At 69.7% G+C, this 15,793-nt stretch carries 12 protein-coding genes; all 12 read right to left on the bottom strand.

Annotated elements, in window-relative coordinates; all coding sequences use genetic code 11:
• Positions 1-172: 172 nt before the first annotated feature.
• The gene (locus tag AB0K92_RS11335) at positions 173-1,303 is read right to left on the bottom strand and encodes a phospholipase D-like domain-containing protein (protein WP_165998506.1); all 1,131 of its coding nucleotides are present in this window, start codon (positions 1,301-1,303) and stop codon (positions 173-175) included.
• Positions 1,304-1,392: 89 nt separating this feature from the next.
• Positions 1,393-2,061 (bottom strand): trypsin-like serine protease, encoded by a 669-nt coding sequence (locus AB0K92_RS11330; protein ID WP_165998508.1) that lies wholly within the window; start codon positions 2,059-2,061, stop codon positions 1,393-1,395.
• 461 nt (positions 2,062-2,522) lie between these two features.
• The gene (locus tag AB0K92_RS11325; RefSeq protein ID WP_365921664.1) at positions 2,523-3,713 is read right to left on the bottom strand and encodes a glycosyltransferase; all 1,191 of its coding nucleotides are present in this window, start codon (positions 3,711-3,713) and stop codon (positions 2,523-2,525) included.
• Positions 3,714-3,904: 191 nt separating this feature from the next.
• Complete coding sequence (locus tag AB0K92_RS11320; protein WP_365921662.1) at positions 3,905-5,992, bottom strand: hypothetical protein; 2,088 nt, start codon at positions 5,990-5,992, stop codon at positions 3,905-3,907.
• Positions 5,993-6,114: 122 nt separating this feature from the next.
• A complete protein-coding gene (locus tag AB0K92_RS11315) occupies positions 6,115-7,611 on the bottom strand; it encodes a bifunctional cytidylyltransferase/SDR family oxidoreductase (RefSeq protein WP_365921660.1) in 1,497 nt (498 codons plus the stop codon).
• 352 nt (positions 7,612-7,963) lie between these two features.
• Positions 7,964-9,535 (bottom strand): alkaline phosphatase D family protein, encoded by a 1,572-nt coding sequence (locus tag AB0K92_RS11310; protein ID WP_365921658.1) that lies wholly within the window; start codon positions 9,533-9,535, stop codon positions 7,964-7,966.
• A gap of 176 nt (positions 9,536-9,711) precedes the next feature.
• Positions 9,712-11,196 carry an FG-GAP-like repeat-containing protein gene (locus AB0K92_RS11305; protein ID WP_365921656.1) on the bottom strand — a complete coding sequence of 495 codons (1,485 nt, stop codon included), beginning with the start codon at positions 11,194-11,196 and terminating at the stop codon, positions 9,712-9,714.
• A 110-nt stretch (positions 11,197-11,306) separates the two neighbouring features.
• Entirely contained in the window at positions 11,307-12,740 is a 1,434-nt protein-coding gene (locus tag AB0K92_RS11300) for a VCBS repeat-containing protein (RefSeq protein WP_365921654.1), read from the bottom strand.
• A gap of 159 nt (positions 12,741-12,899) precedes the next feature.
• Positions 12,900-14,345, bottom strand: coding sequence for a GTPase ObgE (gene obgE / locus AB0K92_RS11295; RefSeq protein WP_365921652.1), 1,446 nt, complete (start codon positions 14,343-14,345; stop codon positions 12,900-12,902).
• 138 nt (positions 14,346-14,483) lie between these two features.
• Positions 14,484-14,738, bottom strand: a complete 255-nt coding sequence (rpmA, locus tag AB0K92_RS11290) for a 50S ribosomal protein L27 (protein WP_073938528.1) — start codon at positions 14,736-14,738, stop codon at positions 14,484-14,486.
• 14 nt (positions 14,739-14,752) lie between these two features.
• Positions 14,753-15,073: a 50S ribosomal protein L21 gene (gene rplU, locus AB0K92_RS11285; protein ID WP_004001309.1), complete on the bottom strand. Its 321-nt coding sequence runs from the start codon at positions 15,071-15,073 to the stop codon at positions 14,753-14,755.
• 261 nt (positions 15,074-15,334) lie between these two features.
• The coding region (locus tag AB0K92_RS11280) for a hypothetical protein (RefSeq protein WP_365921650.1) at positions 15,335-15,793 on the bottom strand (459 nt) is incomplete at its 5' end.

The raw sequence follows: 15,793 nt of genomic DNA, 5'->3' as shown, positions 1-15,793 counted from the left end.
GCGCGCCACTGGTCCACGCTGCGGACGCGCGTGGTGCGCAGCAGTCTCACGCCCGGCTTACCGCCGGGAGACGACAGGGCGAAGAACCGGCGCCCAACGTGGCACGACCGATCTCGGGCGTGCCACAGGCCCTCCGCAGGCCGGGAACCAAGCCCACGGTTCTCATGAGGGACTAGCCGGCGGGAGTCGCGACAGCGAACATACTTTCAAAGTTCTGGCGAAAGGCGTCGTGTGGCCCCGCACCCTCCAGCCTGAGCATCGCCTCGTCGTTATCGCGCAGCGATGACTCATCGAGGTTATGAGATCCGGTAAAGGTCCACTTCGTGTTCGCGTGCCCGGCGTAGTCACCTTCGATCAGCACATACTTGGAGTGAACGAGGTAGCCATCGTCTGTGCTCAGCTGGCGCAGAGCAATGTTTCTGTGCCCGGAAAGTTTACTGACGTCGTTGCTGTCATTGAAGACGATGCGCACGGAGCACCCTTGGTCGGCCAACGACCTCAGCTTTTGCGCCACCGCATCCCGGTGCAGTGCGAACGCCGCGACCCGCACTGTGGCGCCCCCACCACATGAAAGGTTGTTCAGGACACTCACCACGATGTCCCCGGACTTCTGAGGGAAGAAGTAGTACTTCTCTTTACCCACCTTTCCGCTGGTGAAGTAGTTCGCGTTCTTGTTCATCGCCGCCAAGTCGTTGAAGTAATCACGATACGCGGTGTACAGTGCCGTGTTGCCCACGACGGTGTAAGCATTGTTCCAGTACTTCTCCGTATTGAGTGAGGTCTGGTTCGCGGAGGTCTGGATCACCACGTCCTCCGCTTCTCCTGCGTCACCGATCCGCGAGAACGTGAAGAACTTGTTGTGGTTGATCATGCTGCTTCGCCCCGTGGCGATGCAGGCAGCTCCCGATGTGCAGACATGCACCCAGGAGTCCTTCGACTTATCGGCGCCGAGCGCGGAGATCAAATTCTGCGTAGCCGCTGAGGATTTGAACTTCGCGTCCAGGACCACCCGCACGGCGACTCCGCGGCGGTCCGCCGCGATGAGCGCATCAGTATAATCCTGATCCTTCAGCGCATAGAGCGCGGACCGGATCATTCGACCGCTCTGCGTATTGTTGATCGCGGTGATGATGTGGTTCTTCACCGCATTCTTCTGTGCCGTGGTGCCTCTTGGGTTGTTGAACACCGCCCCCGTACTGATCGGTGGCGCCTGCTCGGCCGCCGTGGCTGGGATGCCGGGCAGAAGCAGGGCACCGGCGAGGAGAGCGGGCACGGCCAGGTGTTTCAGCGAGCGAACCGGCATGAGAGTGACAGAACCTAACCTTCGTGTACGCGGACGGGTGCAGCAATGCCCGCTGCATCGGCCAGCGGGCATTGCTCGTGCGAGATCTGTCAGAAGTCCCGCATGACTCCGTTGATCCAGTCCAGGCTGTTGGGCACGGACGAGTAGACCGTGCGCCCTGCCGAACAGTCCAGGGGGTCGCCCTGCGGAAGCCTGGAGACGACGCCGATCTGGTACCGCTTTCCGTCGACCAGCTTGAACAGCGGACCACCGGAGTCCCCGTGGCACGGCTTTCCGTCGATCGCCGTGGTCAGGATTCCCGGGAAAGAGTTGTCCAGGACGCGTTCGGTTCCCCGGCGCAGTCGGTGATCACTGGCGCCGCTGGTGGAGTTCGTTCCGTAGCCGAATACATAGGTGGTCGCACCGACTGCGGAGTGCTTCGTGGCCATGCGTACGGGCTCCGCGTTCGCCGACCGGTTGAGCTTGATCAGCGCCAGGTCATGCCTGTCCCGCGACTTCGTGAGGGAAACGCCGACAACGCCTCCACCACTGTCCGAGTAAACGCTCTTCACACGTACCTTGAGCCTGCTGTAGGCGTACTTGTCCCCGTCGCCGCCGTCGGCCCTGACGCAGTGTTTGGCAGTGAGAATCCAGTAGTTGTCGATTATCGACCCGCTGCAATGAGGATTCCCATCCAGCGATATAGCGGCCATCCCGCGGGACTCGGGCTTGGTTCCTCCGATGATCCGCGTTTCTGCCGTCCCGTCAGCACTGCTCACGGAGGGCGCGGTCAAGGCCCCTTGTGACTCGTGAGCCTGAGCCGACATGGGTGTCAGCGCTCCCATGAACGGTACGAGGAGTGCCGCGAGTACAACAGTCCGACGGGTTTTGCGGCTACGCATCCATGTCCCCCTGACATGTTTCGCATGAGGCGGAAGTTGCCCATGCGGTGAGGTGGACATGAACTTACCTGAACAGTTGATCGAATCTTTCATTCCGTAGTCGGATGACCGAAATTCAGCGAAGGGGCCGGAAAGGAACGCCTCTTCGCTTCGCGTGCCCCGTCGGAGGCGCGGCACCGGCACGGAGCAAGGCCACCGGCGCGCAGCCTCGTCGAACTTCGAGCTCCTGCCCGGCAGGGCCCCGACGCGTGGGTGGAATGTGAGCTGCGTCGGGGCACCGGCGAGGCCGAGCGGGCAGGAGGCGAACGGCCTGGCGCCCCGCTCCCACCCCGTCGGAGTCAACGCCGCAGCATGCGGCGGGCCTTGCGGAGCGCGCGGCGCAGCAGGGAGGCGGTGGTGGTGGGTTCGCGGTAGCCCTGGAAGGCGCGGGCCTCGCGGGGCTCGGCGAGGTAGAGCGAGTCGGGCAGGCCGGCGCCGCGGTCGCGGAAGTACGGGTAGACCAGGTAGACGCGGCGGCCCTTGTTCTCCAGGACGGCCGGGACCTGCTTCTTGGACTTGAGGAACTCCAGCATGCCGACCAGCAGATCGGGACGCTGCTCGGCCACCATGTGCAGCCGCAGCCGCTCCTCGACCTTCAGGCGGCGGGCGACGCTCTCCGTCCAGTGGGCGTCCATCAGCGGCTTGGCCAGCTCGAACTTGTGCCGCCTGGTCTCCTCGTCGTCCTTGAGGAACCTGGGTCCGAACTGTGGCAGCAGGGTGATGAGGAACGGCCGCACCATCAGCGTGTCGCGGCGCTCGCCCGGCGGCACCATGTCCGCGATCAGCTTCATCAGCGCGCGGGCGGAGTCGAAGCGCAGGGTGTAGCTGCCGGTCTTGGTGACGTGCTTGCCGTCCTCGCGGCCGACCAGGTAGTAGCAGGTGTAGTCGGCGAGGACGGAGACGCCGTTCGCCCGCAGGTACGCCTCCATGGTGAACAGGGCGTCCTCACCGGTCCACAGCGACTCGTCGAACCGCATGTCGTGGCGGGTCAGCAGCTCGCGCCGGAACAGCTTCTGCGCGCTGAGCGTGAACTTGATGTTGGACGAGAAGACGTCGGTGCGCTCCAGCGTCTTGCCCCACATCGACTTCGGCGGCGTGCGGTTGATGCCCTCGACGCGGCCGAGGACCACGTCCGTGCCGTTGCGGTCGGCCATGGCGACCATCCGCTCCAGCGCCTCCGGGCCGAGCCGGTCGTCGGCGTCCAGGAAGAACACGTACCGTCCGGCCGCCTTGGCGAGGCCGACGTTGCGCGGGCCGCTGGGCCCGCCGGAGTTCTCCTGGCGGATCACGGTGACCTGCATGGGCGCGCGGGCGGCGAACTCCTCCAGGCACTCCCCCGTGCCGTCGGTGGAGCCGTCGTCCACCGCGATGACCTCCATGCGTGCCGGGTCGATGGTCTGTGCCTCGACCGACGCGAGGCATTCGACCAGGTACGGCATGGCTTCGTACGCCCCGATGATCACGCTGACATCAGGCTGCGTCACGGGCACATTTCCCCCTCGTCAACGGGAAATTCCTCCCGTATCTCCTTATTAGCTACCTGATAGACGGGTGGTGGCGGCAAGCGGTTGTCCCACCTTCACCCTTTCGTGAGACACCTCACAGTACGAGGGTGACGGGGGAACGGGTTCGGCCCCCGAGGGCAGTCCCTCGGGGGCCGAAATCGACGGGGCGGGCGGTGTCAGCCGGCCGTCACACCGTCCGTCTCGCCGCTGGTGGCCACCCGCTGCCCGGGCACCGCCGCCTCCGCGAGCAGACGGGTCTGCTGGCCGAGGTTGCGCGTCTCGGCCTTCAGCGCGAGGTTCGCCACCGCGGTGTTGAACTGGACGATGGACTTCGGCTCGTCCGGGCCCAGCAGGTACTGCTTCAGCTCCTTGCGGTCCTCCGCCAGCGGGTCGGCGGCCGGGTCGCGCACCGCGGCCAGCAGCTCGCCCAGCTCGGCCGCGCTGTTGGAGAGGATCACCGCGGCGCGCACGGCGGTGTTCTGCCGCTTGAACTCCTCGACGCCCACCTCGGCCGAGTCCGTGACGGCGTACGGCTTGCCGCTGGCGATGAAGTCGGAGACCACGGACGAGATGTCGGAGACCATCGCGTCGGAGACGTTGAAGCAGTCGTACAGGCGCGGCTCGGCGCCGGTGATGACCCGGTGCTCCCAGCTCGGGAAGGCCCGCCAGTAGGCGTGGTTCCACTCGGCGCGCAGCCGGGCGATCTCCTGGAACGTGGGCACGTCGACCATGCCGTCGCGGGTCGCCTCGGCCTCGTCGCGCTTCTCGCCGCCGCGGCCGGTCAGTTCGGCGAGGCGGGCCTCGATGCGGGCCAGCTCGGCCTTCGCGGCGGCCTGGGCGGCGCTGTCGGCGGCGAAGCGCGGGTCGGCGGCGCGCTCGGCGGCGGCCTTCTCGACCAGGGCGGCGATGCGCTGGTGGGCGGCCTTGGCGTCCTTGCTGACGGTGCCCGTGAACGGGTGCGGCTTGTACAGGACGCGCACCGGCGGGTCGGCCGTGATCAGCCGGTTCACGATGTTCTCGCCGGCCAGCACGATCGAGGTGTTGCCGGGATTGCCGTCCCAGCCCTCCCAGGTGGGCGCGTACAGCACGGTGGGGATGCGGCCCTCGGGGACGCCCCGCCAGGGCTGGATCGGCGCCAGCTGCGGGCGGCCGACCTCGACGATGTCCTCGTCGCGGACGCCGACGTCGGCGATGGCGTAGCGGTCGCGGCCGGCCCGGCCGGCGGTCCACACCTCGTCGTAGACCTTGCTGAACGGGTTGACGCTGGCCAGCTTGTCGCTGTCGCCGTGGCCGATGAAGACGTGCTTCATGGTGGGCACGCGCAGCATGTGGATGTTCTTGCCGACGTTCGCCGCGTAGAGCGCGACGCGCACCGTGGACAGGTCCATGTTCATCAGGTGCACCCCTCCGGGCACGCAGATGACGGGGACCGTGGTGGGCGCCATGCGGTCGAGGATGGTCCGCTCGCGCAGGATGATCAGCGGCTTGGAGTCCAGGTTCTCCATGGTCTCCAGCCACATGTTGACCTGGTACGCGGAGTCCTTGGAGCCGGAGAAGTACAGCACCGTCTCCGGGCGGTACTCGCGCAGCCAGTCGTCGACGGCGGCGAGCACCGTCTCGGCGCGCGGCGGGATCTTGCGGCCGCGGACGTACGGCGCGAGCACGAGGACGTAGCCGACGCCCAGCAGCAGGGTGAGGCCGACGCCGGCGAACCCGGCGGCGGGCACGTCGAAGGCGGCGGCGACCAGCACGCCGACGACCGCGGCGAGGTCGAGGTGGAGCATCTTCTCCGCGGAGCGGTGCAGCAGCCTGCGCGGCGGGGCGTCCGGGATGCGGATGCGGGACTTGAGGTCGACGTTGCGGGTGGCGACCGGCATCCGGCGGCGGCTGCGGATCAGGGTGACCAGAGCGCCGTGCGGGGCCTGAAGGCCGTAGAAGGCGATGAAGCAGGCGACCGCGCCGTAGAAGATCAGGTCGTCCGAGAGCGACAGCCGGGCCAGCAGCAGGATCAGCAGCAGCTGCCGGATCAGGAAGCGGATCGACAGACCCGCGCGCACCTTGCTGAGGCGGTTGATCAGGTAGCTGCCCTTGCGGTGCAGATAGTGGTCCGCCAGGTACGTCACGGCTGCCGCGGCCGCGAAGGCGGGGACGCTCGGGACGAGCGCGGCCAGCATGAGCGCCGGGAAACCCAGCAGCACCAGGACCGCCGCGGCCAGTTCGGCCGCGCTGCCCACCCGGGCGACGCGTATAGCGGTGGAAATCACGGAGAAAAACCTGCTCTGGGAGGGGATGCCGGTTTTGTCGACTACGGATACAGGCCTCTGTGAATGCTCCACCAAGGGAAGCGCACAGAGGCCTGAATTCCGCACCTATTTACTGATGAATGTTACATGCCACTCTGGCGGTCGAGGACCGAGGCGAGCGCCTGCTCGAAGCCGGAGGCCCTGCCCGCGGCCGCCGTCGGGTCCTGCTGGCGCACGTCGATGACATGGCCGGTCAGCTCGGACAGCAGCACGTCGAGCGAGGTGCGGGCCACGGCCTCGGAGGAGAGCAGGCTGCCGGCGGGCTCCTGGCCGAAGGCCTTGGTACGCATGGGCGTCGCGGTGCGCTCCGGGTTGATGCAGTTGACGCGGATGCCGTCGCCGGCCCACTCGTCCGACAGCGCCTGGGTGAGGTTCACCATGGCGGCCTTGGTGGAGGAGTACAGGCTGTACTCGGCGCGGCCGCGGGTGTAGCTGCTGGAGGTGTACAGCAGCAACTGGCCCTTGGTCTCGGCCAGGTACTTGTACGAGGAGCGGGCGATCTGCACCGGGGCCAGGTAGTTGACCTTCAGCGCCTCCTCGATGGTGGCGTTGTCGGTCTCGGCCAGCTTGCCGATGCGCAGCACGCCGGCGGTGTTGACCACGTAGTCGATCCGGCCGGTCTCGGCGTACGCCTTGGACAGCGCGTCGTCGACCTCCTCCGGGTTCTCCACGTGGGTGCCGGTGGTGGAGCGGCCGAGGGCGTAGACGGTCGCGCCGTAGGACTCGGCGAGTTCGGCGATGTCCTTGCCGATGCCGTACGAGCCGCCGAAGATCACGACGGTCTTGCCGGTCAGCAGCTCGCGGTAGGCCTCCTCGCCGTTCTGCTCGGGCGCGGCGGTGGAGGCGAGCTGGAAGAGCTTGTCGGCGATGAAGACGTCGACGGGCTGGGTGACCTTCATGTTGTACTCGTCGCCCGCGACGACGTGGATCGGCACGTCCGGCAGGTACTTGAGCACGACCGAGCAGTCGTCCGTTGCCTGGAAGTTGGGGTCGCCGGCCGCGACCTCGTAGGCCCGCTTGATGGTGGACAGCTTGAAGGCCTGCGGCGTCTGGCCGCGGCGCAGCCGGGAGCGGTCCGGGATCTCGGTGATGAACTCGCCGTCCTCACCGTGGGTCCGGGTCACGATGATGGTGTCCGCGGACGGGATGGCGACGTCGACGGCCTGGTACCGCTCCAGGGCGGCGACGCAGTCGTCGATGACGCGCTGGGAGAGCAGCGGGCGGACGGCGTCGTGGAAGAGGACGTTCAGGTCCTCGCCCTCGGCCAGGCCCTCGCCGAGCGCGGCGATGGCGCGCTCGGTGGTCTCGTTCCGCGTCGAGCCGCCCTCGATGATCTTCGATACCTTGGTGAACCCGGCCTTCGCGACGATCTTCTCGACGTCCGGCACGTAGCCCGGCGCCATCAGGACGATGATCTCGTCGATGGAGTCGGCCTTCTCGAAGGTGGTCAGGGTGTGCTCGATGACTGCCTTGCCGGCGATCTTCAGCAGCTGCTTGGGGATCGACAGACCCACACGCTGACCGGTTCCACCGGCCAGGATCACTGCGGTGGTACGGGGCTTGGCTATGTGCTGGGACACAGGTGACCTACCTTGTGGCGACTGGGAACCTGGAAATGCTCCCACTTGTGGTTACCGCGATGCAAGGTGAGCGACCGCTGCCGCATATGTGCGCGCAACCTGTCATTTACCTTGTACGCATGGTGATTGGCGAGTGGTTCCCGCAGCTGGGGCCACGGGCCGCAAATGTGCTGTGAGTAAGTACACAGCCGCCGCCACGGATCTTCACAACAGCTCCCCCGGCAGCCCCTTTGGCACCGAATTCGAGATCAAGATTGCGCGGCAATTCGGTGTCGGAATGATTCCGGGAGCGAACGCGCAACGCCCCGGGACCGTCGGTCCCGGGGCGTTCTCGGGTGGTGGTGAAAGGCGCTCAGACCAGGTGGACGCCGGGGCGTCCGGCGTCCACCCGCAGCCTCGCCTGCGTGCGCGGCGTCGCCTGCGGCCGGCGCACGGTGTCGACGACGCGCACCTGGGCGTCGATGCCGTCGCGGCGCACGTCGAAGAGGTGGTAGCCGCGGTGCGCGTCGAGCAGCTTCCAGTGCGGGTTGTCCGGCAGCCGCGGGTCCCACTCGCGGTGGAAGGCGGCCTGGTCCTGGTCGCCGTTGCTGGAGATGGAGGTGCCGACGAACTCGGCGCCGACGACCGCGGAGTCCGGGTCGGCGAAGTCCTCCTTGAGGTCGCTGACCATCGTCAGATGGCGGTCGCCGGTGAGCACCACCGGGTTGCGCACCCTGCGGAACTCCTCCAGGAACTGGTTGCGTTCGGCCTGGTAGCCGTCCCAGGCGTCGTAGAACCACTGCTTGCCCTCGCCGACCAGCAGGTCGGTCTCGGCCATCATGATCTGCGAGGCGATGAGGTTCCAGCGCGCCGGCGAGTGGTGCAGGGAGTCCAGCAGCCAGCGCTTCTGCCCGGCGCCGAGCATGGTGAGCGACGGGTCCATGGCCCCGGCCTGGCTGGTGGCCTGGTCGCTGCGGTACTGCCGGGTGTCGAGCACGTTGAGCCGGGCGAGGCGGCCGAACTCCAGGCGGCGGTACATGCGGATGTGGGGGCCGTTCGGGATCGCCGTGGCGCGGACCGGCATGTGCTCGTAGAACGCCTGGTAGGCCGCGGTGAGCCGGGCCACGAAGGCGTCGTGGGACTGCTTGTCGGGGTCCTGCGGGATCTGTCCGGCGAAGTCGTTGTCGACCTCGTGGTCGTCGAAGGTGACGACCCAGGGCGCGCCCGCGTGCATGGCCGCGAGGTCGGGGTCGGTGCGGTACTGGGCGTACCGGTTGCGGTACTGGGTCAGGGTGTACGGCTCCCCGGTGCCCTCGTGGCGGCGCGGCGCCGTCGCCGACGGGACCGACTCGTAGATGTAGTCGCCGACGAAGAGGACCACGTCGGGGTCCTGGGCGAGCATGTCGGCGTACGGCGTGAACCAGCCGTGCTGCCAGTTCTGGCAGGAGGCGAGCGCGAGCCGCACCGAGCCGCCGGAGCTGTGGCGGTGGGGGGCGGTGCGGGTGCGGCCGGCGGGCGAGAGCTGACCGCCGGCCCGGAAGCGGTACCAGTACGTGCGGCCCGGGCGCAGGCCGCGGACGTCCACGTGCACGCTGTGCCCGTACTCGGGCCGGGCCTGGGCGGTGCCCCGGCGCACGGCTCTGGCGAACCGCTCGTCCTCGGCGATCTCCCACTCCACGGCCACCGCCCGGTCGGGCATGCCGCCGCCGTTCAGCGGGTCCGGGGCGAGCCGGGTCCACAGCACCACCCCGTCGGGCAGCGGGTCACCGGAGGCGACACCGAGGCTGAACACGCCGTCGGGCAGCGGGGATTCGGCGGCGCGCGCGGCGGCCGGCAGCCACAGCTGCGCGGAGGCGGCGGCACCGAGCACGGCGGCGCCCGCGGTCAGAAAGCGGCGTCGGTCGGGGGAGGCGGGTACGGGTCCTGGTGCGGTCACTCCGGTCATCGCGGGAACTCCCTTGCCACAGCGGCCTGTTGGACACTCCGGAAGCTCTCTGTCCGGTCGGTCCGGGCGCTGAACGCGAGGAAGCGCGTGCATGACAAATGGGAGACGGGCGGGGACACGGAACCCGCCGCGGGAGACAGAGCCGCCCTCACCGCGACGGGTCGTGAGCCAGGTGGTCAGTGGGCGAACCCGGAACCCAGCCCGGCGTTGGCGGCCACCGTACCCAGGGTGCCGTGCCCGAAGGTGACCGAGCCGGTCGGGGTGACCCCGGCGGAGGTGGACCGGAAGACCCACACCGAACCGGAGCCGGTGTTCTCGCCCGGCGCGCCCACGGCCAGTTCGGCGCGGCCGTCACCGTTGGCGTCGAGCAGGCGGGTGGCCCGGCCGAACTGGTCACCGCTCTCCGCGGCGCCCGGCACGCCGTCGGTGTCCTGGCTGTACGACACGGCACCGGTGCCGGTCAGGCCGCCCGCGCCGCCGCGCAGCACGACCACGGACCCCGGATTGGTGAGACCGTCGTAGTCCTCGCCGAAGACGCCCGCCGAGACGTCCGCGTAGCCGTCGCCGTTGACGTCGGCGACCGAGACGTCGCTGCCGAAGGCGTCGTCGGCCTCGGCGGCGCCGGGGACGCCGGCGCTGTCCTGGTTGAGGCTCTGCGCCTTGGTGCCGTCGGGGCCGTTCGCGGTGCCCGGCACGAAGGTGACCATGCCGCCGTTTGCAAGCGGCAGGTCGACGTCGCTGTCGTAGCCGTCGACCGGGCGGCCGACGACCACGTCGTCGATGCCGTCGCCGTTGACGTCACCCAGGTCCAGGGCCTCTCCGCCCTGCAGCGCGTAGCCCCGGGTGTTCACCACGACCTCGGGTGCGGCGAGACCGTCCGGGGTGCCCTTCCACACCTTGATGTGCCGGGCGTCGTACTCGTCGCCGTGGTGAGCGGTCGCCACCAGGTCGAGGATGCCGTCGCCGTCGACGTCGCCCGCCGCCATGTCCAGGTAGCGGGGGTCGGAGTCGTCCGTGACGAACCGCTGCCCGCCGCCCGCCGAACCGTCCCGCCGGAACGGGCCCTCGGTCTGCAGCAGCTTCCAGTTGTCGTCGACGGTCGCCAGCTCGGTCACGCCGTCGCCGTCGAAGTCCCCGGCGGCCAGGCGGCCCCGGTCGCCCACCGCGTCGTACGCCGAGTCGCCGGTCGCCACCGTGGCACCGCCCGACAGGCCCTGCGCGCCGCCCCAGACGACCTGCACCGCCCCCGAGTCGACGCCCGGGACGGTGTCCTCGCCGGGCACGCCGACGACCAGGTCGGTGAACCCGTCCCCGTCGAGGTCCGCCGTGGTCACCGCGGCACCGAACCGGTCGTTCACCTCGGCGTCGTCCGGGATGCCCGCGCCGTTCTGGGTGAAGACCTGCCTGGTCGCCGTGTTCAGCCCGCTCGCGCCGCCGTACACCACGGCCACGAAACCGGCCTTCGTCTTCCCGTCGACGGTCGCGTCCGGCGCCGCCACCGCGAGGTCGGCGTAGCCGTCCCCGTTGAAGTCGTCCCTCCGCTCGACGGCGGCGGCGGCCGGCCCGGCGGCCGAGGCCTGGGCCGCGGGGACGACGCCCGCACCGGTCGCCGCCAGGACGACGGCGAGGCCGGCGCGCCGGAACGTGCTGCGCTTGGTCATCTGTTGTGACTCCTGTCGATACGTCGAGACGTCGAGACGTCGTTGCATCGTTACGTCGTTACGTTGTTGCGTCGTTACGTCGATGAAGCGGGACGGGTGGCCGACCGCACTCAGGACGTCAGCCAACTTCCCAGCCGCGCGCCCGCCTTGACGGTGCCCAGGGTCCGCGCGCCGAAGGAGAAGGAACCGGCGGTCTGCACGCCCGCGGAGGAGGACCGCAGCACCCAGACGGCACCGGCGTACCGGTCCTCGCCGAGTGCAGCGACGACCGGCTCGGCCCGCCCGTCGGCGTCGCTGTCGACCAGCGCCGCCCGCTCGCCGAACCAGTCGGACGACTCCGCGGTGCCCGGCACCCCGGCGGTGTTCTGGCTGAACACCTTGGTCCCGGCGCCGGTCGGCCCCTGGGCGCCGCCGGGGACGACGGCGAAGGTGCCGGCCCGCTTCAGCCCGGAGAAGTCCTCGAAGGGGATCCCGGCGAGGATGTCGTCGTAGCCGTCGCCGTCGACGTCGCCGGTCGCCAGGCCCCGCCCGAACCCGTCGCCGGCCTCCTGCGCACCGGGCACACCGGGGCTGTCCTGGGTGATGACGCGGGGGTCGGTGCCCGTCGCCCCGTCGGCGGTGCCGCGCACGATGTTCAGCGCCTCGCCGCCGGTGACGATGTCGTCCCGGCCGTCGCCGTCGAGGTCGCCGAGGGCCACGGCGGAGACATCGCCCTCGGGGTGGATGGGCCGGCCCGCGGCGTCGGGCACGCTGCGGGGTTCACTCAGACCGTCCCGGCCGCCGCGCAGGCGGTCGATGCGGTAACCGTAGTCGCCCTCGTCATCCCAGTCGTAGCTGCGGGCGATGGTGACGAGGTCGGTCGCTCCGTCGCCGTCCGTGTCACCGGCGGCCATCCCCGCGAAGTACATGTCGCCCTCGACCAGGGTGATGTCCTGGACGCGCGCCGCGACGCCGTCCCGGCCCAGCGGGCCGTACGACACGTGCCCGCCGTGCACGAGGTCCTGCCGCCCGTCCCCGTCGAAGTCACCGGCGACGGAGCTGCCCATCTGGTGGGACGAGTTCCCGACGGGAGGCAGCACCTTGCCCGAGGCGAACCCGGCCGGGCCGCCCCACAGGACGGTCCGGTTGCCGTCCCGGGGCACGCCACCGGACTCCCACTTCTCGCCACGGGACTCGACGACCAGATCGGTGAGGCCGTCCCCGTCGAGATCGGCGGCGGTCAGGGTCTCGCCGAAGCGGTCGTCCGCCTCGACGGTCCCGGGCACGCCCGGCGAGTCCTGGTGGAACACCTTCTTGCCGGCGCCGAAACCTTCCGGCGCCCCGTACAGTACGGCGACGTACCCGGCCTTCGCCTTGCCGCCCACGGTGGCGGCGGGCGCGCCGACGGCCACGTCCTCGTATCCGTCACCGTTGAAGTCCTGGCGTACGGCGCGCACGCCGTCCGCGGCCTGAGCCGCCGGCAGACCGGTGGCCGGGCCGGCGGCGAGCAGGGCGAGCGCGACCACGACGGTGCGCCTCAGGCGGCGCGCTGCGGGCTGGGACACGACGACTCCGGGGATCGAACGGGCAGTTGACGGCGGAAAGGACCAAGATCCTCTTCGCACGCCCTGTTCGACTCACGGCCCGAGGGGTTGGTTGCCCTGCCATGCGCCGCGAGTTTCCCCGGAGTTCACCCCGGCGCGCCCCGGAGGGGCCGCCGCCGTCTAGAACGGCTCGAAGTCGTCGAACTCGCGCTGCGCGTCATCGCGTTCGGCCTGGCGGTCGCGGCGCCGCTGGGCCGCGGGCCGCTGCTCCTCCAGGCGGTGGTCCTCACCGCGCCGGCCGAGCATCTCGGCACCCGCCATGACGGACGGCTCCCAGTCGAAGACGACCGCGTTCTCCTCGGGGCCGATGGCGACGCCGTCGCCCGCGCGGGCACCCGCCTTCATCAGCTCCTCCTCGACACCGAGGCGGTTGAGCCGGTCGGCGAGGTAACCGACCGCCTCGTCGTTGTTGAAGTCGGTCTGGCGCACCCAGCGCTCCGGCTTCTCGCCGCGCACCCGGAACAGCGGCTCGCCGCCGACCTCCTCGCGCGTGACGGTGAAGCCCGCGTCGTCCACGGCCTTGGGCCGGATGACGATCCGGGTCGCCTCCTCCTTCGGCTTGGCGGCGCGCGCCTTCGCGACCAGCTCGGCGAGGGCGAACGACAGCTCCCGCAGGCCGATGTGCGCGACCGCGGACACCTCGAAGACCCGGTAGCCGCGCGCCTCCAGGTCCGGCCGCACCATCTCGGCGAGGTCCTTGCCGTCCGGTACGTCGATCTTGTTGAGCACGACGATCCGCGGCCGGTTGTCGAGCCCGCCGTACTGCCGCAGCTCCTCCTCGATGACGTCGAGGTCGGAGACCGGGTCGCGGTCGGACTCCAGCGTCGCGGTGTCCAGCACGTGCACCAGCACGCTGCACCGCTCCACGTGGCGCAGGAACTCCAGGCCGAGGCCCTTGCCCTGGCTGGCGCCGGGGATCAGTCCGGGCACGTCGGCGATGGTGTAGACGGTCGAGCCCGCGGTGACCACGCCGAGGTTCGGCACCAGCGTGGTGAACGGGTAGTCGGCGATCTTCGGCTTGGCGGCGGAGAGCACCGAGATCAGCGAGGACTTGCCCGCGCTCGGGTAGCCGACCAGCGCCACGTCGGCGACGGTCTTCAGCTCCAGCACGATGTCCCGCAGGTCCCCCGGCTCGCCCAGCAGCGCGAACCCGGGCGCCTTGCGGCGGGCGGAGGCGAGGGCGGCGTTGCCGAGCCCGCCCCGGCCGCCCTGGGCGGCGACGTAGGAGGTGCCGTGACCGACGAGGTCGGCGAGGACGTTGCCCGCCTTGTCGAGGACGACGGTGCCGTCCGGCACGGGCAGGATCAGGTCCTGGCCGTCCTTGCCGGAACGGTTGCCGCCCTCGCCGGGCTTGCCGTTGGTCGCCTTGCGGTGCGGCGAGTGGTGGTAGTCGAGCAGCGTGGTCACGGACTGGTCGACGGTGAGGATGACGTCCCCGCCGCGTCCGCCGTTGCCGCCGTCCGGGCCGCCGAGCGGCTTGAACTTCTCACGGTGGACGGAGGCACAGCCGTGGCCCCCGTTACCCGCGGCGACGTGCAGCTCGACGCGGTCCACGAAGGTGGTCATGGTTCAGTGCCTCCAGTAATGCGGTGTGTGTCTCTGTGTTACACGTATGTCTTAGTGCCAACACGCGAAAGGCGGACCCGCTTCCCGCCCGGGAAGTGAGGTCCGCCTCGCGAAGCGTTCGGTGCCGAATCAGTCGATTCAGGCAACCGGAACGATGTTCACGACCTTGCGGCCACGGCTGGTGCCGAACTGCACCGCACCGGCCTGCAGCGCGAACAGCGTGTCGTCGCCGCCGCGGCCGACACCGGCGCCCGGGTGGAAGTGGGTGCCGCGCTGGCGAACCAGGATCTCACCCGCGTTGACGACCTGACCGCCGAAGCGCTTCACGCCGAGCCGCTGGGCGTTCGAGTCGCGACCGTTCCGAGTGGACGATGCGCCCTTCTTGTGTGCCATCTCTCCTCAGTCCCTTACTTCGCAGCCGTGGGGATCTCAGTGACCTTGATCGCCGTGTACTGCTGGCGGTGGCCCTGACGACGGCGGTAGCCGGTCTTGTTCTTGTAGCGCAGAATGTCGATCTTCTGGCCCTTGTGGTGGTCCACGACCTCGGCCTGGACCTTGATGCCGGCCAGCACCCACGGGTCGCTGGTCACGGAGTCGCCGTCGACAACGAGCAGGGTCGAGAGCTCGACCGTGTCGCCAACCTTGGCGGTGGAAATCTTGTCAACCTCAACGATGTCGCCGACAGCAACCTTGTGCTGGCGACCACCGCTGCGCACGATGGCGTACACGCGGATCTCACTTTCGCTCGGAGAACGGCACCCCCGCAGGCCAGCCGCCCGGCGCGACCCGCGCGCGAACGGCCTCTCCCGGTCACGGCCCGTGCCCGGAAGGAAGAGGTTTACGGGGATGTGGCGTGTGCAGTGGACACGCCGACGGTCAAGGTTACGGGGCCTTTGCCGAGGGGGTCAAACCGGGCCCGGGGTGTGCGGCCGGTCACGTACGTCGCACGTGACCGGCCGCACACCCACGGGCATCGGCCCTGATCGGGCTCAGCCCTCGTCGGTGGAGGCCGAGACGGACGGTGCCGCCTGCTGCTCGGCCGCCGCCGTCTTCTTCGACGTGGCCTTCTTGGCGGTGGTCTTCGTCGCCGCCTTCTTGGCCGTCGTCTTCTTGGCGGCGGTCTTCTTCGCCGCCGTCTTCTTCGCCGCGGTGGTCTTCTTGGCCGCGGCCGTCTTGGTGGCGGCCTTCTTCGCCGTCGCCTTCTTGGCCGTCTTGCGGGCGGCCTTCTTGGCGGGGGCGGCCCCGGTCTCCGCGGCGGGCTCGGCGCCCGCCTCCTCCTCCGGGCCACGCGCCGCCTCCGCGGCGGCCTCCTCGGCCTCCGCCGGCGCCTGCTCGGCCTCCTCGGCGGCCTGCTCCACGACCGGCGCCCCGGCGGCGGGCTCCGTCGTGGACGGGACGACCACGACGCCCGCCTCCACCGGCGCGGTCGGCGCGGTGGCTTTGCGCAC

It is taken from the genome of Streptomyces sp. NPDC052687 (assembly GCF_040678395.1).
Lineage (GTDB): Bacteria > Actinomycetota > Actinomycetes > Streptomycetales > Streptomycetaceae > Streptomyces.
This window is presented reverse-complemented; position numbering and strand designations above follow the sequence as displayed.